Here is an 18,086-nt window from a genome sequence, read left to right as displayed (position 1 = left end):
AGCGCAAGCCCCGTCGGTTCGACCGGAGTCGGCGGCGCCGGCCTGGCCCCGCTCCGGGCGGCTGGGGAGAGCCGACGCCGCGAGGGGCGTTTGTTTACCTGCACCACAGACGACCTCGCTGACGAATCCCTACTCAGCGATCGGATCGCGATTCCTCCACGCCGCGCCCGAAAAGCCCGGAAACCACAGGCACACACAGAGTTCTAGAGACGCTCATCCACGAGAGCCCAAAAAAAATCGGACGGCGATGTCGAGAACCCGCGTCCGGCTCCGTCCCCGGGGTGAACGCGACCACAATGGGTCGCACGAGCACCGAGGAGAACCACGATGGCCAAGTACCTGCTGCTGAAGCACTACCGCGGCGCCCCGGCTGCGGTCAACGACGTGCCGATGGACCAGTGGAGCCCGGAGGAGATCACGGCGCATGTGCAGTACATGAACGACTTCGCGGCCCGGCTGGAGAAGACAGGCGAGTTCGTCGACGGTCAGGCGCTCGCCCCCGAGGGAGCGTGGGTCCGCTACGACGGTGAAGGGCGCCCGCCGGTCACCGACGGACCGTTCGCGGAGACCAAGGACCTCATCGCCGGCTGGATGATCATCGACGTCGACAGCTACGAGCGCGCCGTCGAGCTGGCCGGAGAGCTGTCGGCCGCCCCTGGGGCGGGCGGCAAGCCGATCCACGAGTGGCTGGAGGTACGCCCGTTCCTGGCCGCGCCGCCCACCATCACTGAGTGACGTCACCGATGGACGAGGTCCTGCTCAGGAGCCTCACGCCGAGCGTACTCACCGTCCTCGTCCGCCGCGGAGCCGACTTCGCGGCGGCCGAGGACGCCGTGCAGGACGCTCTGGTCGAGGCGCTCCGGGTCTGGCCCGCCAACCCGCCGCGGGATGCCAAGGGCTGGCTGGTCACCGTGGCCTGGCGCAAGTTCCTCGACGCGACGCGCGCCGACGCCGCCCGCCGCCGGCGCGAGGACCGCGTCGAGGAGGAGCCGGCGCCCGGGCCGGCGCCCGCGGTGGACGACACGCTCCAGCTCTACTTCCTGTGCGCCCACCCGTCGCTGACCCCGGCATCGGCGGTCGCGCTCACGCTGCGCGCCGTCGGCGGGCTGACCACCCGCCAGATCGCCGAGGCCTACCTGGTGCCCGAGGCGACCATGGCGCAGCGCATCAGCCGGGCCAAGCGCACCGTCTCCGGCGTGCGCTTCGACCGGCCCGGCGACGTCGCCACCGTGCTGCGCGTCCTCTACCTCGTCTTCAACGAGGGCTACTCCGGCGACGTCGACCTCGCCGCCGAGGCCATCCGGCTCACCCGGCAGCTCGCGGCCCGCATCGACCACCCCGAGGTGGCCGGGCTGCTCGCCCTCATGCTGCTCCACCACGCCCGGCGTGCCACCCGGACCGCGTCCGACGGCAGCCTGGTGCCGCTCGCCGAGCAGGACCGCGGCCGGTGGGACACTGCGTTGATCGCCGAGGGCGTCGGGATCCTCCAGGCGGCCCTCGCCCGCGACCGGCTGGGCGAATTCCAGGCCCAGGCCGCCATCGCGGCACTCCACGCTGACGCGCCCACCGCCGAGGAGACGGACTGGGTGCAGATCGTCGAGTGGTACGACGAGCTCACGCGCCTGACCGACAGCCCGGTCGTCCGGCTCAACCGCGCGGTCGCCGTCGGGGAGGCCGACGGACCGCGCGCCGGCCTGGCGGCGCTCGCGGCGCTGGACGCCTCACTGCCCCGCCACGCCGCGGTGGCGGCGTACCTCCACGAGCGCGACGGCGACCTGGCGACGGCGGCACGGCTGTACGCCGAGGCGGCCCACAAGGCACCCAACCTCGCCGAGCGCGACCACCTGACACGCCAGGCCGCCCGGCTCAACGCCCGCCGATGTCGCTGACGGATCGCGCTCGGATTTTCCCGCGGCACTGAGCGCGCCCCCGTGGCCAGAGCGGTCGCCTCACAGTGAGTGGGCGGGTCGAGACCAGCTACACAACGCGTTGCCGGCGGGGAAACTGAGCGGCGACGACATGCGCGCTGGAGGCGTGGTGACTAATGAAGATCCACCAACCTGAAATTGCTGGTCATAGGGCTGGTGTGAGCCGGTGACCGTGGCCTTGTGCTGGTCGGGGGCGGTTGCCCGAGGACAAGATCGTCTGTCCCCGCGAGACCTCGGTGTTGGTCAGGACGAGCAGGGCACGCAGAGCGTGGTGGCGTGAGGGACGTGCAGGCGGTACTTGGTGAGGATGCGCCAGTTCTTCTGGTGCGCGAAGGCGTGTTCGCAGACCGCGCGGACGGTCGCGATCAGTTGGTTGACCTGCTTCTTCGCCGGGGTGAGGGGTTTGGTGCGGGCGGCCTTGTAGGCCGCCCAGAGTCCCGGCAGGTCAATCGCGGTGATCCGGTGAATCCCGGCAGCCCGCAGCGGCCGACGAACCTGCGGTTTCCGTGATCAGGGAGCACCGCCCGCGTGCCATACTCGATCCTCAACCGGCTTTTTCGGAGCCTGTGTTGAGCAGGACGGCGAAGGGACTGGGGTTGGTGCTGGAGTCACCCAAGTGGCGCGTGATCCTCGCGTCGGTTTCGCGTGCGCCGGAGGACGTGCACAGCGAACTGAGCCGTGACGGCTCCTGGGACTCCGGGATCTCTATGACCCTTGAGCGACCGGGCAGGTTCCGCACGGCCGATCCCGCGATCCTCGTGGCCACCATCGCCGCGGCGAGTTCCGCCCTGACCGCGCTGGTGACCGGCATCCTGGGGCGCGGCGCGGCCAAGGAAGGGCAGCGCATCGTGATCGAACTCGCGTCCGGGGCCAGGCTCGAGGTGCCAGCCAGTATCGAACCGGCCGAGCTGGACCGGATGATCCGTCTGATCCGCGAGGATCCCCAGCGGATCCTCCTGCCCTGAGGCCGTGAACCCTCTGTGAAGTGAAGGGCTGCCGTGGGTGTATCCCTCCGATGAGGCGAACTCGTATGCGCGGGCGGGCGATTCCGCCTGGGACCGGTTCGAGCGATCCCGGTCCCCGGCGGAGCTGAGCAGCGCGATCTCCTCGTTCCGCGCCGCCGTCGCCGCGATCCCGTCCGACGATCCCGGCCGCGTACCGCATCTGTACCGGCTCCTCAGCGCGCTGCATCTGCGCTTCACGGAGACCAGGGAACCGACGGACCTGGACGATGCGATCACCGCCGGGCGCGAGGGCGTCTCCCTGGCCCGCACGGACACCGGCTGCCTCGCGGCCCTCGCGGCCGTGCTCCTCGAACGGTTCAAGGTGTCCGAGCAGAAGGCGGACCTCGACGAGGCGGTCGACGTCGCCCGTACTTCGGCGGCCCTGCCGCCTTCTCGTCCTCCGGACGGCCCTGCCGCGCTGGCAAATCTCGGCGCGGCGCTGAGCGAGCGGTTCAAGTACCTCGGATCGGTCGAGGACTTGGAGGAGTCGATCGACCTTGAGCGCTCGGCGGTCGCACTCAGCCGGCCGGGCCCCTCGCGCAAGCACGCGCTCCACAACCTGGCCCAGAGCCTGCGGCGGCTCGTCACGGCGACCGGACGCCCCGAGGCGCTGGACGAGGCCATCGCGGTCGCCCGGCGAGGGGTCAACGCCCGCCCGCGCGAAGGCGGCGACCAAGCCGTGAGCCTGAACGGTCTCGGCGTCGTCCTGGCGGACCGCTGCGAGCTCACCCACACGACGGAGGGACTGGACGAGGCCCTCGCCTGCAGCCACGCGGCCTTCGATATGACGCCCGGGGACCACCCCGACCGGCAGACGTATCTCGTCAGTCTGGTGGTCCAGTTGGCGCTCAAGGCCCGTCTCTCGGGGAGCCCCACGCACCTGGACGAAGCGGTACGCCTCGCGCGCGCCTCCGCCGAGAGCGCCGCAGCCCTCACCTGGGCCCCCGACGAACTGATCCTCGTGGCCGCCCTGGCGAACAGGTATCAGGCGACAGGCACGGTCGCGGACCTGGACGAGGCCATCGCGCTCGCCCGCGCCGGTCTGGCCCGGACGAAGGACCACTGGCCCGGTCCTGCGCACTTCTCCGGCGCGCTGTCCCAATTGCTGTTCCTGCGCCACCGGCAGGCCGGGGCGCTCGCTGACCTGGACGAGGCGATCTGCCACCAGCGGGCGCTGCTGCAGGACCCGGCCCTCGACCGCAGGCGGCGTACCTCGGTGCTGAATTCGCTGGGCCTGCTGCTGTGGGCCCGGTCCCGGCGCACGCGGGACCCGGACGACATCGAGGCGTCGATCGCCCTCGGCCGTGAGGCCGTGGCGACCGGGGTCCACCGGTCCGACCGGGCGATGCACCTGTCCAACCTCGGCAACGCCCTGATGACGCAGTTCGCGGACAGCGGCCGGCTCGAGGATCTGGACGAGGGGATCGACATGACGCGTCGAGCCGTGGCGGCGTCGACCGGTCAGGAGGCCGACGATCTGGCCCGGTACCTCGCGAACCTAGCGCACGCCCTGACACAGCGGTACGAACGGACGGGCCACCCCGAGGACTTGGACGAGGCGGTGTCCGCGGGCCGCAGAAGCGTGTCGCTGATCTCCGGCAACCACCCGGAACGCTCCCGGTTCCTCGCCAACCTGGGCGCCGCGCTGCGCGCCCGCTACGCGCACACGGGCAACCGGGACGACCGGAGCGCCGCGACAGCGGCGGACATCGAGGCGTCGGCCGTGGACGCGGCGCCGGTGTGGCAACGTCTCGGCTCCGCGAGATCGGCCGCCGCAGACCTGGTCGCCACCTCCGAGGTGCTCCGTGCGACGGACCTGCTCCAGGACGCCGTACGGCTCCTGCCGGAGGTCAGCCCCCGCCGACTGGCCCGCAGCGACCAGGAGTACGCACTGGGCAGCCTGGCGGGACTGGCCGGCGAGGCGGCCTCGCTCGTCCTGGCCGATCCACGGCTGCCCGCAGCGGACCGGCCGCGGCGGGCCCTGAGCCTGCTGGAGGCAGGACGTGGGGTCCTCATCAGCCAGGCGCTCGACGGACGGAACGACCTGTCCGCACTGCGCCGCAGCCGCCCGGACCTCGCCGCGCGTTTCGTCGAACTCCGCGATCTCCTCGACCAGTCCTGGGAACCCGGCCCGTCGTCGGGCCCCGGGGAGCCCGGCGCTCCCGAGGCCGCACCGCAGCCCGGCGGCGGCCGCGAACGGCACGAACTCGCCGCGGAGTTCGCCGCCACACAGGCCAGGATCAGGGCGCTCGACGGCTTCGATTCGTTCGGCCTGCCGCCCGGCGCCGACGAGCTGCTCAGCGCGGCGCAGACGGGGCCGGTGGTCGTGCTCAACGTCAGCGCCTACGGAAGCCACGCCCTCCTGGCGACCCGGGACGGGGTCACCGCGCTGCCGCTCCCGGACATCGACGAGGACGGGGTGGCCACCAAGGCCTCGGCGTTCCTCGCGGCCCGGCAGTCGATCCTGATGGGGGACGCGGCGGCGGAGGAACGAGGCGGGGCCCGGATACTCTCCGTACTGGAGTGGCTGTGGGACACCGTGGCGGCCCCCGTGTTGGAGGCCCTCGACTACGGCAGCCGCCCTCCCCACGAGACGGAATCCTGGCCCCGTATCTGGTGGGTCCCCTGCGGCCTGCTGAGCCTGCTGCCGATCCACGCCGCGGGCCACCACGCCACCGCGGCCGACGAACGGTGCCCGCGCACGGTCATCGACCGCGTGGTCTCCTCCTACGCCCCGTCCCTGCGCACCCTCATCCACACCAGGCAGGCCACGTCGGCCGCGCGCATCGGACCGACACCCCCGGCCCTGGTGGTGGCGATGCCCGCCACGCCGGGACTCCCCGGCCTGGGACGCCTGCCATACGTCACGGAAGAGGTGGGGGTGCTGCGCAGACACCTCCCCGAACTCACGGTGCTCGCCGACCAAGAGGCCGCGCTGAACGCAGCGGCAGCGCCGACGAAGAAATCCGTCCTCGCCCGGCTGGCCCACCACCCGATCGCCCACTTCTCCTGCCACGGCGCCACCGACCCGCAGCAGCCCTCGCGCAGCCGACTCCTCCTGCGGGACCATGAGCACGACCCGCTGACCGCCGCGAGCCTGGCCCCGGTCGCGCTGGACCGGGCACAACTCGCGTACCTGTCGGCATGCAGTACCGCGGCGACCCAACCGTTGCGCCTGCTGGACGAGTCGATCCATCTGGCCTCGGCGTTCCAGGTCGCCGGTTTCCCGCATGTCATCAGCACCCTGTGGGAGATCGACGATCAACTCTCGGTCCGCGTCGCCGACGACTTCTACGCCCAACTCCGCTCAGCGAACGGCGACTTGGACGTAAGCCGCGCCGCACAAGCCCTCCATCGGGCAGTCCTCCGCGCCCGCACAGGAGACGGCGCTACGGGCGGCCCGGCGAACCCACTCCAAAACCCGTTCCTATGGGCGTCCTACGTCCACATCGGCATCTGACACTCGGGCATCTGGCATCTGACACCTTCGAGGTCAGTCGTCCTCGGGCCGCGCCAACTGCTCGTCGAACCAGACACGTCGCTCCCGGGGACAAGCCGTACGGAGATGACCCAGCGCCTGGTGAACCGAGTTCGTGTCATAGCCGGACGTGATCACGCCGCGCGACAAAAGGACGTTGAGCGCATAGCTCACCAGCCCGTCACTCAGCCGCCAAAGGCCCCGCGAGGCCTCCTCCTTGACGCGCGGCTCAGCCGTGGGCGAGGCCAGCAGGTCGGCGAGTGACCCCAGGGTCAGCATCCCATCGGGCGGCGCGCTGCACAGGCACCCCAGGGTCACCTCGGGGTTGGGGTGATGGAGGAAGACGTTGATCCAACTGGCGCGCAGGAGGGTCTGTGCCCGCTCCCCACTACCGATGTACGCCATGTAGCGACTGTCCTGCGGCCACAGATACGGCAGCGCGCTCTGCCCGAAGAACCGCGCCACGTCGATGTTCCAGGGAAGACGCAGCGGCGCCATGCCCCACAGCTCGTCCCCCATGGGATCGGCCGGCAACGTGACCATCTGCTCCCCGTCGGGCTCGCTGGGCGCCGCCGCGCGCCTGACAGGACCCACCTCGGTCTGGACCGACAACTGTCCGCCGCAGGCCCGGCAGAGGGGCTCGCGCGCCACGCCGCCGGCTCGGGCCAGGCCAATGCACACGGCGCACTGCAGCAACGAGCACGCACGGCAGTGGAACCCGCCGCCCATCTGCACCAGCCCCGCGAGCTCGTCGTAGGTCAGATACAGCCCCACCGAGCCGACGTTCTCGTCATTGATCGACACCTTGTACGGCACGACGAAGAAGCCGCACCAGGCACACCGGGTGCTCGACGGCGTAGGACTCTGGCTCTGCGGCCGCTCCCCCAGCTCGATCGGCTTGCCGTCGGCCTCGTGGAACAAGTAGATGAGGTCCCGCCCGAAGTTGCCCTCCGGGGTCTCCACGATGTTGTAGACCAGCTCGTCCTTGACATGCGCCCCACGAAGAAACTCCAATGCGGCCTGCCGACTTGGCCCGCCGTACACGTGGTACGTGGCCGTAGCGGTCGTCTCGGTCTGCTTGAACTGAACGCCACCCGCGGGCCCGCCGCCCTCATTGCGCCCCAGGAACGACATGCGAACCCCCGATGCTGTCGTGGACACCACTGTCCCATGCTCCACTGGTAATTGACGTGAGGTCAAACAACAACATCGAAGTTGTCACGGCGCCCAGTCATTGCCCTCCGGCGGCATGGAGGGAACGGGCCCGAGGTTCCCGTCATCCCTCGGGTCCTCCGCCTCCGGCACGTACCGCCATGTGTCGTCGGTCTCCGTGCTCACCGGCGTGGGGTCCGACGAGTACGCGAACGGGCCCGCGTGAAGATGCATGAGCAGGAGCACGCCTCCGGCGAAGAGGACGCTGATGACGATCAGCCGCTACGCCCACAGCCGGAGAGCATCGGTATCGGAGGTTCGTGATCACAAGTACTAGGCTGCGACGATGCAGTCTGCAGATCGGGACCAGGCGAACGACTACGACAGCTTCGCTGAGGCGTACTCGGCTGAAACCGAGAACAGCCTCGTGCACGCGTACTACGAGCGGCCCTCGATGTTGGCCCTCGCCGGAGACGTGACTGGCCGTCGGATCCTGGACGCCGGCTGCGGCTCGGGCCCCCTGTCGGCTGCACTGCACGACCGCGGCGCCGTCGTCACCGGCATCGACGCCAGCGCCGGGATGCTGGCACTGGCCAGGCGGCGGCTCGGTGACGACATGGCCCTGCACGTGGTCGACCTGAGCGACCCTCTGCCGTTCGACGACGGTGCGTTCGACGACGTGGTCGCGTCACTGGTCCTGCACTACCTGGAGGACTGGGGGCCCACGCTGGCCGAGTTGCGGCGAGTGCTCAGGCCCGGCGGCCGGCTGATCGCGTCGGTGGGTCACCCTTTCGTGGCGTACGCGCACCGGGATCCTCGGCCCGACTACCACGCGACCACCAGCTATACCTTCGACTGGACGTTCAACGGGCAGTCCGTTCCGATGAGGTTCTGGCGCAGGCCGTTGCACGCGATGACCGATGCCTTCACCACCGCCGGCTTCCGTCTTTCCGCCATCAGCGAGCCGCAGCCCGACCCAGCCGCCCGTGAGCTGTTCCCGGACGGCTTCCAGGACCTTTCGACCAATCCCAACTTCCTGTTCTTCGTCGTCGAGGTACCGCCGGCGGCTACCGGCTCGGGCAGCTAGCCAGTCGCGGATCACGAGCGGAGCCAGAGTCGGATCGAGGCGAGACCGCAGCCTTCACGAGATCCGCCGGTCTGCCCCTAAGCTGTGCCGCAACCTCTCATCTGTAGCTCTCTGTGACCCGACGGTGGTACCAGCGGAATCACAACTAGATCTTCCGGAGAGTGAGAGCCGCTCCGCCTGCCCCAGTACTGTGGCTTTGCCTGACCGACGTCGAGATCGAGATCACCGCAGACCTGGTCCACGACCTGCTGCAGGAGCAGCATCCGGACCTTGCAGGGCTGGCCATCCGCGAAGTAGCGGGCGGATGGGACAACCAACAGTGGCGCCTTGGGGACGAGTTGGCCGTGCGCATGCCGCGTACAGAACGTGCCCCGGATCTCCAGCGCAAGGAGTGCCGATGGCTGCCCGTCCTGGCCCCGCGCCTGCCGCTCCCGATCCCGAACCCTGTACGGATCGGTGAACCCACCGAACGGTGAGTGATCGTCTAGGGTCACACGCAAGGGACCGCTTGCACGCTGAGCTGCCGCCCTTCCACCGCTGGGGTTCAATCGCCGTTCCGGTTGATCTCGATCCTCCGAAGCGACGGCACCAGTAACGGCACCAGCATCGCCATCGCCGCCACACCGCCGCCGGTGACGGCGACCGTCGCCGTGCCGAACGCCGCGGCGAGGGCTGGCGTGGACAGCTGGCCGATGGGGATGGGCACGAAGGACCAGAACTCGTCCTGGGCGCCGACCCGGGAAAGAAGCCGCTCCGGGACGTGGGTGTTATGAACGGTCTCCCACACGACGGTGAAGAACTCGGAGGCCACTCCCGCCACGAACGCCGCCGCTGCCAGCCAAAACGCGTTCGCGCCGGCACCGAGCAGGATCAGCGGGACGGCGGCCAGCGCCATCGAGGACAGCGCCGGCGCCATCGGCCGCCGCACCGTCAGCTTCACCATGACGACACTGGCCAGCAGTGCCCCGACACCGCGGGCGCTCAGCACCAGTCCCCAGCCCTCAGCGCCGATCGTGTCGTTGGCAATCACCGGGCCCAGGATCTGCCAGACCCCCATGTTGAGGGCGTTGAAGACGGCAAAGGCCAACGTCACTGTCCATATCCACGGCTTGGAGCTGAAGTAGCTCCAGCCCTCCCGGAGTTCGCCGAGCATCGTCGGGCCGCTCTCGGTGCGCGGTGGCAGGTCGGGCAGCGACATCCGAGCGAAGCACGCGGCCGCCAGGAGGAAGGACGCGGCGTCCGCGGCGATCGCCCAGGCGCCGCCCACGGAAGCGGTCAGCAGGCCGGCTGTGGTCGGGCCAAGGATCCGAGTGGCGTTCCTGACGGACGCCAGCAGAGAGCTGGCCTGCTGCAGGCCGCGTCCAGCCGTCAGATTCGAGACGATGCCGCGCAATGCGGGCTTGGTCAGGCCCTGAAAGATGCCGTTGAGGGCAGACAACGGCAGCAGGAACGCCGGGTGCTGGTGGGCCAGGAGGAGGAATGCGACGCCGACCTGGGTGAGGCCGGCGCCCAGACTGGTGAGGCATAGCACGGTGTCGCGCCGGTAGCGGTCGGCGATACCGCCGCCGATGAGGAGCGTCGCGACCATCGGGACCAAGGCCGCAGTGGTGACCGCGGACAGCCAGGCCGCGCTGTCGGTGATCTCCAGGACGCCGAAGGCCAGAGCGACAGGCGACATGGCACTGCCGGTCATGGAGATCGACTGACCGCCCAGAAACCACCGGAATGCAGGGGAGCGGAGCGGTCGCCCGGACGCGAGGCCCGTACTAGACACCGGTAACGCGTCCCTTCCCGGTGGTTCAGGATCTCGGCTCTCTGGCACATCTGTTGCGGGCACAAGGGGCCACCGTGCCAGCGCATACAGCAAGCCTCAAGTGGTTATCACAGATGGTCGCGCGGCTGCGGGGCGCGGCCACAGCACCCAACGAACGCGAGTGACCCAAGCCACTCAATGCGAGCTGTCTGATCTGGTCCCCACTGCGATCACCGTCCCGGTCAAGCAAGCCCTTGGTCAGGCCACCGCGGTCGCCTTGCACCCTGAGGAAGCCCGAGACCGGCTGCGCCGGGCGGCCGCCGAAGCCATCACGCGGCGTACACAGGTGTCGCCACTCCCCCTTGCCGGACCGTTGGATGTCGAGGTCGACCTGCACAGCCCGACCACGGTTGATCTGGCGACACTCGTGCCAGGTATCTCACGCACCAGGAGCGGCCGTACGGTCGCCTTCACAGCCACCGACTTTGCCGACGTCTACCGGCTTGTCCTGCTGCTCGTACAACTCTCCACCATCAAACCCGGCTAGGGTCTGTCCGGCGGATCTTGCCGGGCCCGCGCGCCAGAAACAGCTGGAATCTCCCCCAGGGGGAGGTCCTACCGTCCTGACCGACCGCACAGGCGATGCTTCGAAAGAGGTCTGTCATGACGACGTTTCTGCTGGTCCCGGGGCTTTTCATGGGTGGCTGGGCCTGGGAGGCGGTGGCCGCCGAGCTGACCGCGCAAGGGCACCAGGCGCTTCCGGTCACCTTGCCCGGCATGGCCGAGCGGGCGGGGGAGGACCCCGCCGGCGTCGGGCTGGGCGAGCACACCGACGCCGTGGCGGCGCTGCTCGACGCGGAGGGCCCGGGGATTGTGCTGGTGGCGCACAGCTACGGCATCTTCCCCGCCCTCGCGGCGGCCGACCGGCGCCCCGGACAGGTCGCCCGGGTGGTGTTCGTGGACACCGGCTTCCCGGAGCCGGGTGAGTCGGTGGTGGCGCAGATGCCGCAGCTCAGCCTGCTGGACCGCGCCCTCGGCGGCGTCATCCCGGTGCCCGAGGAAATCCCGGCGGTGCACGCCGTCCCGCTGGCGGAGCTGGAGCGCTACCACCGCCTGGCCACCCCGCACCCGGTCCGGACCGTCACCGAGCCGATCGAGCTGACCGGCGCCTGGCTCAAGCTCCCGACCACCGGGGTGTTCTGCCTCGCGAACGGCCTCAGCCTGGAGTTCGCCCGCACGCTGCACGGCACCGGCCTGCCGCGGTTCGCCAAGCTCGCCGAGCCCGGTGTCACCTTCTTCGAACTGGCCACCGGCCACTACCCGATGCTCTCCACTCCGGTGGAGCTGGCCGACGTCCTGGTGCGCGCGGCGGCCGGCGAGGGCGTCGGCCTGTACGAGGGCTGACCGGGATTTTGCAGGTCAGACCGCCTCGGGAGCGTCCGAGTCCTTCGTCGGGGCGGTGCTGCCGAGGCGTTGATCTTTTTTCGGGACACGCGGTCGTCTGCGAGGCGCACCCGCGGCGTGCTGATGGGCCCGGCATGAGGTTGAGTCGACGCTGACCATGCTCCAGTCCACTCGCCCCTGGGCGTCGGCGCAGCGCGCAGCGCCTTCCGAGATCCGGTCCGCCGGTCGGGGCGGCCAGGATCAGATCGTCGACCGTGACCGGGACCAGCCGGGCCGCCACGCCGGATTCGCCCTGCAACCGCACGGGCCCGTTCGGAGTCGTGATCACGTGGCTGGGAAAGGATTGGACGGGGTGATGCTCGGGCTTGTAGCTTGCGGTGGACCGCGACACCGCCCGAGGAGGTGAGACCCATGAACGCTGTATCGATGTGGGTGCTCCCCCTTCCCGTCACGGTCGGGCGATTGACGTAGGTGTCGCCGGGAGTGCCTCGCCAACAAGGCACTCCCGAAAGGCAACACCTATGCACTCTCCGCAGTTCACCGCCGAGCCGTTGTCGAACGATACGGTCGAGCGCGACTTCACCGTCTGCGACGTCCCCGGGCTCCGGTCGTCGGCCTCCGGCGCCGATCGCGCGCCCCTCATGTTCGACGTGATCATTGCCGGGTGCGGGCCGACTGGCGCGATGCTGGCCGCCGAACTGCGGCTGCACGATGTGCGGGTACTCGTTCTGGAGAAGGAAACCGAGCCCGTGTCGTTCGTCCGCATCGTCGGTCTGCACATTCGCAGTCTCGAGCTGATGGCAATGCGCGGACTGCTGGATCGCATTCGCGAACACGGAAGACAGCGTCCGGCCGGCGGATTCTTCGCCGCCATCAACAAACCCGCGCCCCAGGGCCTGGATTCCGCGCACGCCTATCTGCTGGGCATCCCGCAGCCGGTCATCGTTCACCTGCTCGAAGAACATGCGACCCAACTGGGTGCGCAGGTCCGGCGCGGTTGTGCGGTGGCCGATTTCGAGCAGGACGACGAGGGTGTGACCGTCGAGCTGGCCGACGGCGAACAGCTGCGTTCGCGCTATCTCGTCGGCTGTGACGGCGGGCGCAGTACGGTGCGCAAACTGCTCGGCGTCGGCTTCCCCGGTGAGCCCTCGCGGACCGAGACGCTGATGGGCGAGATGGAAGTGGGTGTGCCGCAGGAGGAGATCGCCGCCAAGGTGACCGAAATCGGCGAGACCAATAAGCGATTCTGGCTCAGGCCCTTCGGCGAAGGGGCATACAGCGTCGTAGTCCCCGCCGCGGGAGTCAGCGATCGCGCGGAACCACCCACCCTCGAGGATTTCAAACAACAGCTGCGCACCATCGCCGGAACCGATTTCGGCGTGCACTCCCCGCGCTGGTTGTCCCGCTTCGGGGATGCCACCCGGCTAGCCGAAAGCTATCGGGTCGGGCGGGTGCTGCTGGCCGGCGATGCGGCACACATCCATCCACCCACCGGCGGACAGGGCCTCAACCTGGGTGTTCAGGACGCATTCAACCTCGGCTGGAAACTGGCCGCACAAATCCGCGGCTGGGCGCCAAAAACACTGCTGGACACCTACCAGGCCGAACGCCATCCGGTCGCCGAGGACGTGCTGGACAACACCCGCGCCCAGATGGAACTGCACTCCACCGAACCGGGCCCGCAGGCCGTGCGCAGGCTGCTCACCGAACTGATGGACTTCGACGAGGTGAACCGCTATCTCATCGAGAAGATCACCGCGATCGGCATCCGCTACGACTTCGGCGAAGGCCCCGACCTGCTCGGCCGCCGCCTGCGCGACATCGACGTGAAACAGGGCCACCTCTACGGTCTGCTGCATCGCGGCCGCGGCCTGCTGCTGGACCGCACCGAACGCCTGACCGTCGGCGGCTGGTCAGACCGGGTCGATTACCTCGCGGATCCCACTGCGGTACTGGATGTTCCGTGCGTCCTGCTACGCCCCGACGGCCACGTCGCCTGGATCGGCGACGATCAGCAGGACCTGGACGACCACCTCTCCCGCTGGTTCGGCAAGCCCGCCAACTGATTTCGCCTGAGCAACCGAAAAGGCCCGTACGGAGGATCGGAACGGCCCGTAGCGACTGACCATCGGAAGGCTGGAGGCAGCATCAGCCGTGGTGCTCTGGCGCCAGGGTCGGCCTGCGTGGAGGGTCAGCCTCCGAGTGACGACCGGAAGACGGCGGAAGAGCACCGCGGAGTGGATCGGCGCAGGCGGCCGTGCGTTCGTCTAACGGTCCGCCTCCGGGACAGTGGGAGGCAGGACGAACGTGGTCTCGGACAGATTCGTCCAACGCGCCAGACGCTGCATCTCCCCATCGCTCAGGTCCGTCCCATCCAGGACGACCGCGACCGGATTGCCGGAGTAGGGCCCGTGGAAAACACGTCCACCTGCACGAACGAGCGTGTACGCGGCTTGGCCATCGAGGACCTTTCGGTAGCGGCTGCAGCGGATTCTGCGCGTCCCAGCCGTCGGCGGAAGCAGGTCCATCCCAACGGGCGCCCGGACGGCCAGGACAGGGCCAGTCACAACAAAGTGGACTGATTGAACCCTGAATTGAGGACGAGGCGTACACCCGTAGTGGTCCAAGGGCGAGCCACTTGCATTCGGCTACCCCAGGCGCAAGCGCCTGGGGTAGCCGCGCGTTCGGTCCCGACACCCGCCACGTCCCGCTCACCGCGTGCCGTTGGGTGTGACCAGGAGGCCGCCGACGAAGGTGTGCGTGGGGTTCAGGTCGCGCAGGGCGTCGCCGGGGCACTGAGCGGGGTCCCGGTCCCAGACGGTGAGGTCGGCGAGGCGGCCGGGGGTGAGGGTGCCGCGCACGTGGTCCTCGCCGGTCAATCGGGCGGCGTTGACGGTGTGCAGGGTGAGGGCTTCGTCGTAGGAGATGGCGTGTTCGGGGCCCTTGACGCCGATGACGGTCTGCCGGGTGGTCATGCCCCAGACCGAGCGCATGGCGCCGAACTGACCGACGGGGAAGTCGGATCCGGCGCTGACCTGGGCGCCCAGGTCGACCCAGCCGCGGGCGGGGAAGAGACGGGCGACGCGTTCCGGGCCCCAGAAGCCCTCCTCCACCTCGGCGGTGTCGTGCAGCAGCGGCTGCTGGATGGTGACGGGGATACCCAACGCGACGGCGCGGGCGCGCTGTTCGGGGCCGGCCAGGCCCCCGTGCTCCATCACCAGCGTGCCGGCTGGCAGACCGGGGTTGCGCTGAAGGACGCGTTCGTAGACGTCCAGCAGGACGCGGACCGCGCGGTCGCCGTAGGCGTGCGTGCCAACCCGCCAGCCACGACGGACCACCGCCTCGACCGCCTCGACCAGCGCGTCCGGCTCCCAGATCAGCATCCCGGAGAACGAGTGGTCGCAGGCGTACGGCTCCTCGGTGGCCCCGGCCTCCAGGCCGCCGTCGAGGCCGAACTTCACACCCCACACCGACAGCCACGGGTCGGAGTTGTCACGCCACTCCTCCATGACGTCGAGCAGGTCCTCCACCTGGGCCGCGCTGGTCAGTCCGAGCGCCGAGATCAGCGCCCGCACCCGGGTGCTGAGCGCCCCCGCCTCACGGGCGGCCAGGAGCACCGCGTAGTCCTCAGGGGTGACCGCGCAGTCGCGCACGGTCCCGATGCCCGTGGCGGCGTAGCCTCGGCTGGCCAGGCGCAGTCCGTCGATGCGCTCGGTCCGGTCCGGGGCCGGGACCAGGTGCTCCACCAGGTGCAGGGCGTTGTCGATCAGCCGGCCGTCCAGCTTGCCGTCGCTGCCGCGGCCGATGGTGCCACCCGGCGGTACGGGGGTGTCCTCGGTGATGCCCGCCAGACGGAGCGCATAGGTGTTGCGTTGTGGCCGCCGCGCTTGATGAGGACCGGGTGCCGGTCGGTGGCCTGGTCGAGTTCCGCCGCGGTGGGCATGCGGCGCTCGGCCAGATTTAGTTCCTGCCAGTTGGTGGTGATGCGGATCCACTCGCCCTCGGGGGTGACGGCGGCCCGCTGCCGGATCAGGTCGAGAAACTCGGGGATGTTCCGGGCCCGGTGGACGGGGACGTCATGGGCACCGAGCGCCGCGAAGATCAGGTGGGTGTGCGTGTCGTCGAAGGCGGGCAGCACGGTGGCACCGGGCAGGTCGTGCACCTCCGTTCCCGCGCTCACCAGGTGGTCAAGGCCATTGGGGTCGGCGGACACGGCGGCGATACGGTCGCCGCGCACGGCCAGTGCCCGCTGCGGGGCCTGACCGGGCACCAGGGTGTGCACCGCGCCGGCGCGGATCAGCAGGTCGGCTCCATGATCAGTCATCGTCTTCTCCCTCATCTCGAAGGTGTCGGATCCCGAAGGTGTCGTTCGGTGACGAGACTGTTGTAGGAGCCGTGCGGGCATTCACCGCCAAACTGAAGTCCTCTGCGTAGGAAACACGCCAGCGCCTCCGCCTATCATGCGGATCATGCGACAAGTGCTCGACGAAACCGATCGGCGGATCGCGGCCGCCCTGGTCGCCTCGCCGCGTGCCTCCTGGCGCGAGGTGGCCCGCTGTCTGGGCCTGTCCGAGCGCACCGTCGTACGCCGTGTCGCCCTGCTCTACGCCGACGGCACCCTGCGCGCGACCGTCGTACGCAACCCGGCGCGCTTCCCGCACCTGGTCCCCGTCGCCCTGCGCATCCGCTGCCGCCCCAACAAGATCCGTCAGGTCGCCCAGGCGCTGGCCCGCCGCACCGACACCGTCTGGGTGGACATCCTCGGCGGCGGCGACGAGATCTCCACGGTCTTCTTCCTGGAAGGTCCGGAGGCCCGCAACAACCTGCTGCTGCGCGACCTGCCCGCCACCGACTTCGTCGGCTCCTGGACCGCCCACACCCTGCTGCGCGTCTTCCCCACAGCGTTCCGCTGGACCGCCGGTCTCCTCTCACCCCGGGAACTCGCCGAACTCGCCCCCGACCCCGCGTCACCGACGACGCCGACAGCGTCGTACACGCATCTCGACGTCGACACCGCGCTGATCGCCGCGCTGACCGAGGACGGTCGGGCCACCTACACGGACCTGGCCCGCCGCGCCGGCACCACGGCGCTCACCGCCCGCCGACGGCTAGAGGCCCTCGTAGGGGGCCAGGTGCTGCGCCTGGCCACCGAGCTCGATCTCGCACTGCTCGGCGCGCAGACCGAGGCGTTGCTGTGGATCGCCGTACAGCCAGGTGCACTGCAGAAGACCGCGCAGACCCTAAGCACCCACCCGCACGTCCGGTTCTGCGCCGCCACCACCGGTCCCGCCAACCTGGTCGTCGCTGTCGCCGCCGCGAACCTCGACGCCCTGTACACCTTCCTCACCGACACCGTCGGCCCACTCGACGGGGTCACTGCCATCGACACCACCCCGCTGCTGGCGACCGTCAAACGCACGGGCCTGATCCGTCACTGACGAAGGCAGCGACGCGCGCATGCGGCGTGAACTCACCGTCCGAGCGGCCACACCCGGTTGGGGATCCACGACAGAGATCTCTCAACGGGCATTTGGCACTGGACAACGGACAACAACAAACCCTGTCCATAACTCGTCCTACTGCGCGAGGGAACCGTCCTGCTCGGCAAACGCCACCCCAGCTGCAAGTTCGCACCGTCCACCTGGCATCTGCCGACCGGACACCGCGAGGGTGGTGGCCGCTGGCCGCGCTGCCCGACCCGATCGTGGACTACACCCGCGCCGCCCTGGAGACCATCACCAACGGCGCTCACTACTCCACTCTAGGCTGGAGCTGACCTCCACACTCCGCTCGGGCCGGGCCGGGCCTGCTGATCCCGGCCGGCCCACCCCGCACCGTGCCCGTTCACAAAGGGAGGGGCCCTCGTGTTCACCACACAGGACGAATGGAACACCGGCTACGCCGACGGCCGCCACTACCGCCAACTCACCTCCGCCGAGCGATCGCTGCTCTCCGATCGCGTACCGGCCCCGGCTGAAGGCCGGGCCCTCGACGTCGGGTGCGGCTTGGGGGAACTCGCTGCGTTCCTGTCCTCGCTGGGCTACCGCGTGGACGCCGTCGACTGGTCCGACTACGCCCTCAGCCAGGCAGCCGCCACCCACAAAACGGCCACCCGATGGCTGCACCTGCACAGGTGAAGACGGTGCCCCACCACACGGTGTACGGCTGCCTGTACATCCGCGACGGGCAGTTTCCCGGCGGCAACACCGACACCAGCGAAGACCCCCTGGCGACCGCACACCGCGAGGCCGCCGAAGAAACCGGACTCTCTCTCGGCCAG

The 18,086-nt window shown here is 69.7% G+C and carries 15 protein-coding genes and 4 pseudogenes; 12 read left to right on the top strand and 7 right to left on the bottom strand.

The window, feature by feature from the left end:
- Positions 1–327 precede the first annotated feature (327 nt).
- Positions 328–735 carry a YciI family protein gene (locus ABT009_RS40730; RefSeq protein WP_351306588.1) on the top strand — a complete coding sequence of 136 codons (408 nt, stop codon included), beginning with the start codon at positions 328–330 and terminating at the stop codon, positions 733–735.
- Between the two features lie 8 nt (positions 736–743).
- The gene (locus ABT009_RS40725) at positions 744–1,889 is read left to right on the top strand and encodes an RNA polymerase sigma factor (RefSeq protein ID WP_351306664.1); all 1,146 of its coding nucleotides are present in this window, start codon (positions 744–746) and stop codon (positions 1,887–1,889) included.
- Between the two features lie 282 nt (positions 1,890–2,171).
- Here the strand turns inward: ABT009_RS40725 and ABT009_RS40720 are convergent, their stop codons facing one another.
- Positions 2,172–2,294, bottom strand: coding sequence for a hypothetical protein (locus ABT009_RS40720; RefSeq protein WP_351306662.1), 123 nt, complete (start codon positions 2,292–2,294; stop codon positions 2,172–2,174).
- 140 nt (positions 2,295–2,434) lie between these two features.
- Between ABT009_RS40720 and ABT009_RS40715 the strand changes: the two genes are divergently transcribed.
- Positions 2,435–2,893 carry a hypothetical protein gene (locus ABT009_RS40715; RefSeq protein ID WP_351306586.1) on the top strand — a complete coding sequence of 153 codons (459 nt, stop codon included), beginning with the start codon at positions 2,435–2,437 and terminating at the stop codon, positions 2,891–2,893.
- A gap of 37 nt (positions 2,894–2,930) precedes the next feature.
- The gene (locus tag ABT009_RS40710; protein ID WP_351306584.1) at positions 2,931–6,392 is read left to right on the top strand and encodes a CHAT domain-containing tetratricopeptide repeat protein; all 3,462 of its coding nucleotides are present in this window, start codon (positions 2,931–2,933) and stop codon (positions 6,390–6,392) included.
- 33 nt (positions 6,393–6,425) lie between these two features.
- Here ABT009_RS40710 and ABT009_RS40705 read toward each other — a convergent pair whose 3' ends face one another.
- Positions 6,426–7,544 (bottom strand): hypothetical protein, encoded by a 1,119-nt coding sequence (locus tag ABT009_RS40705; RefSeq protein WP_351306582.1) that lies wholly within the window; start codon positions 7,542–7,544, stop codon positions 6,426–6,428.
- An 84-nt stretch (positions 7,545–7,628) separates the two neighbouring features.
- Positions 7,629–7,796: a hypothetical protein gene (locus ABT009_RS40700; RefSeq protein WP_351306580.1), complete on the bottom strand. Its 168-nt coding sequence runs from the start codon at positions 7,794–7,796 to the stop codon at positions 7,629–7,631.
- Between the two features lie 112 nt (positions 7,797–7,908).
- Here ABT009_RS40700 and ABT009_RS40695 point away from each other — a divergent pair, with 112 nt between their 5' ends.
- On the top strand, positions 7,909–8,649 hold the full coding sequence (locus ABT009_RS40695) for a class I SAM-dependent methyltransferase (protein ID WP_351306578.1): 741 nt from the start codon (positions 7,909–7,911) through the stop codon (positions 8,647–8,649).
- Between the two features lie 200 nt (positions 8,650–8,849).
- Positions 8,850–9,122 (top strand): annotated as a pseudogene (locus ABT009_RS40690) (phosphotransferase); the annotation flags it as partial.
- A 71-nt stretch (positions 9,123–9,193) separates the two neighbouring features.
- On the opposite strand, the gene ABT009_RS40685 reads toward ABT009_RS40690, so the two are convergent.
- Positions 9,194–10,423, bottom strand: a complete 1,230-nt coding sequence (locus tag ABT009_RS40685) for an MFS transporter (protein ID WP_351306576.1) — start codon at positions 10,421–10,423, stop codon at positions 9,194–9,196.
- A gap of 181 nt (positions 10,424–10,604) precedes the next feature.
- Here ABT009_RS40685 and ABT009_RS40680 point away from each other — a divergent pair.
- Both ABT009_RS40680 and ABT009_RS40675 read left to right on the top strand, forming a co-directional pair.
- Positions 10,605–10,949 (top strand): annotated as a pseudogene (locus ABT009_RS40680) (M55 family metallopeptidase); the annotation flags it as partial.
- A 116-nt stretch (positions 10,950–11,065) separates the two neighbouring features.
- Complete coding sequence (locus tag ABT009_RS40675; protein WP_351306575.1) at positions 11,066–11,806, top strand: alpha/beta hydrolase; 741 nt, start codon at positions 11,066–11,068, stop codon at positions 11,804–11,806.
- Here the strand turns inward: ABT009_RS40675 and ABT009_RS40670 are convergent.
- Positions 11,807–11,995, bottom strand: a pseudogene (locus tag ABT009_RS40670) (IS5/IS1182 family transposase); the annotation flags it as partial. It abuts the gene before it with no gap.
- Positions 11,996–12,327: 332 nt separating this feature from the next.
- On the opposite strand from ABT009_RS40670, the gene rox reads away from it, so the two are divergent.
- Positions 12,328–13,872 (top strand): rifampin monooxygenase, encoded by a 1,545-nt coding sequence (rox, locus tag ABT009_RS40665; protein ID WP_351306573.1) that lies wholly within the window; start codon positions 12,328–12,330, stop codon positions 13,870–13,872.
- Between the two features lie 201 nt (positions 13,873–14,073).
- Here rox and ABT009_RS40660 read toward each other — a convergent pair whose 3' ends face one another.
- Together ABT009_RS40660 and ABT009_RS40655 are read right to left on the bottom strand one after the other, a co-directional pair.
- Positions 14,074–14,334, bottom strand: a complete 261-nt coding sequence (locus tag ABT009_RS40660; protein WP_502990062.1) for a PhzF family phenazine biosynthesis protein — start codon at positions 14,332–14,334, stop codon at positions 14,074–14,076.
- A 183-nt stretch (positions 14,335–14,517) separates the two neighbouring features.
- Positions 14,518–16,130, bottom strand: a pseudogene (locus tag ABT009_RS40655) (amidohydrolase).
- 136 nt (positions 16,131–16,266) lie between these two features.
- Here ABT009_RS40655 and ABT009_RS40650 point away from each other — a divergent pair.
- The 3 genes from ABT009_RS40650 to ABT009_RS40640 form a co-directional block, all read left to right on the top strand.
- Positions 16,267–17,244 (top strand): Lrp/AsnC family transcriptional regulator, encoded by a 978-nt coding sequence (locus tag ABT009_RS40650; protein ID WP_502990061.1) that lies wholly within the window; start codon positions 16,267–16,269, stop codon positions 17,242–17,244.
- Between the two features lie 426 nt (positions 17,245–17,670).
- On the top strand, positions 17,671–17,943 hold the full coding sequence (locus ABT009_RS40645; protein ID WP_351306569.1) for a class I SAM-dependent methyltransferase: 273 nt from the start codon (positions 17,671–17,673) through the stop codon (positions 17,941–17,943).
- Positions 17,922–18,086, top strand: a 165-nt coding sequence (locus ABT009_RS40640) for an NUDIX hydrolase (RefSeq protein ID WP_351306660.1), incomplete at its 3' end; no start/stop codon positions are given. The genes ABT009_RS40645 and ABT009_RS40640, both read left to right, overlap by 22 nt.

Source organism: Streptomyces sp. NPDC002896 (assembly GCF_040295225.1).
Taxonomy (GTDB): domain Bacteria; phylum Actinomycetota; class Actinomycetes; order Streptomycetales; family Streptomycetaceae; genus Streptomyces.
This window is presented reverse-complemented; position numbering and strand designations above follow the sequence as displayed.

Coding starts and splice junctions, on each gene's coding strand:
- rox (WP_351306573.1), top strand. CDS start 12,328: ATGCACTCTCCGCAGTTCACCGCCGAGCCGTTGTCGAACGATACGGTC.
- ABT009_RS40650 (WP_502990061.1), top strand. CDS start 16,267: ATGCGGATCATGCGACAAGTGCTCGACGAAACCGATCGGCGGATCGCG.
- ABT009_RS40700 (WP_351306580.1), bottom strand. CDS start 7,796: ATGCATCTTCACGCGGGCCCGTTCGCGTACTCGTCGGACCCCACGCCG.
- ABT009_RS40725 (WP_351306664.1), top strand. CDS start 744: ATGGACGAGGTCCTGCTCAGGAGCCTCACGCCGAGCGTACTCACCGTC.
- ABT009_RS40660 (WP_502990062.1), bottom strand. CDS start 14,334: ATGGACCTGCTTCCGCCGACGGCTGGGACGCGCAGAATCCGCTGCAGC.
- ABT009_RS40675 (WP_351306575.1), top strand. CDS start 11,066: ATGACGACGTTTCTGCTGGTCCCGGGGCTTTTCATGGGTGGCTGGGCC.
- ABT009_RS40705 (WP_351306582.1), bottom strand. CDS start 7,544: ATGTCGTTCCTGGGGCGCAATGAGGGCGGCGGGCCCGCGGGTGGCGTT.
- ABT009_RS40695 (WP_351306578.1), top strand. CDS start 7,909: ATGCAGTCTGCAGATCGGGACCAGGCGAACGACTACGACAGCTTCGCT.
- ABT009_RS40730 (WP_351306588.1), top strand. CDS start 328: ATGGCCAAGTACCTGCTGCTGAAGCACTACCGCGGCGCCCCGGCTGCG.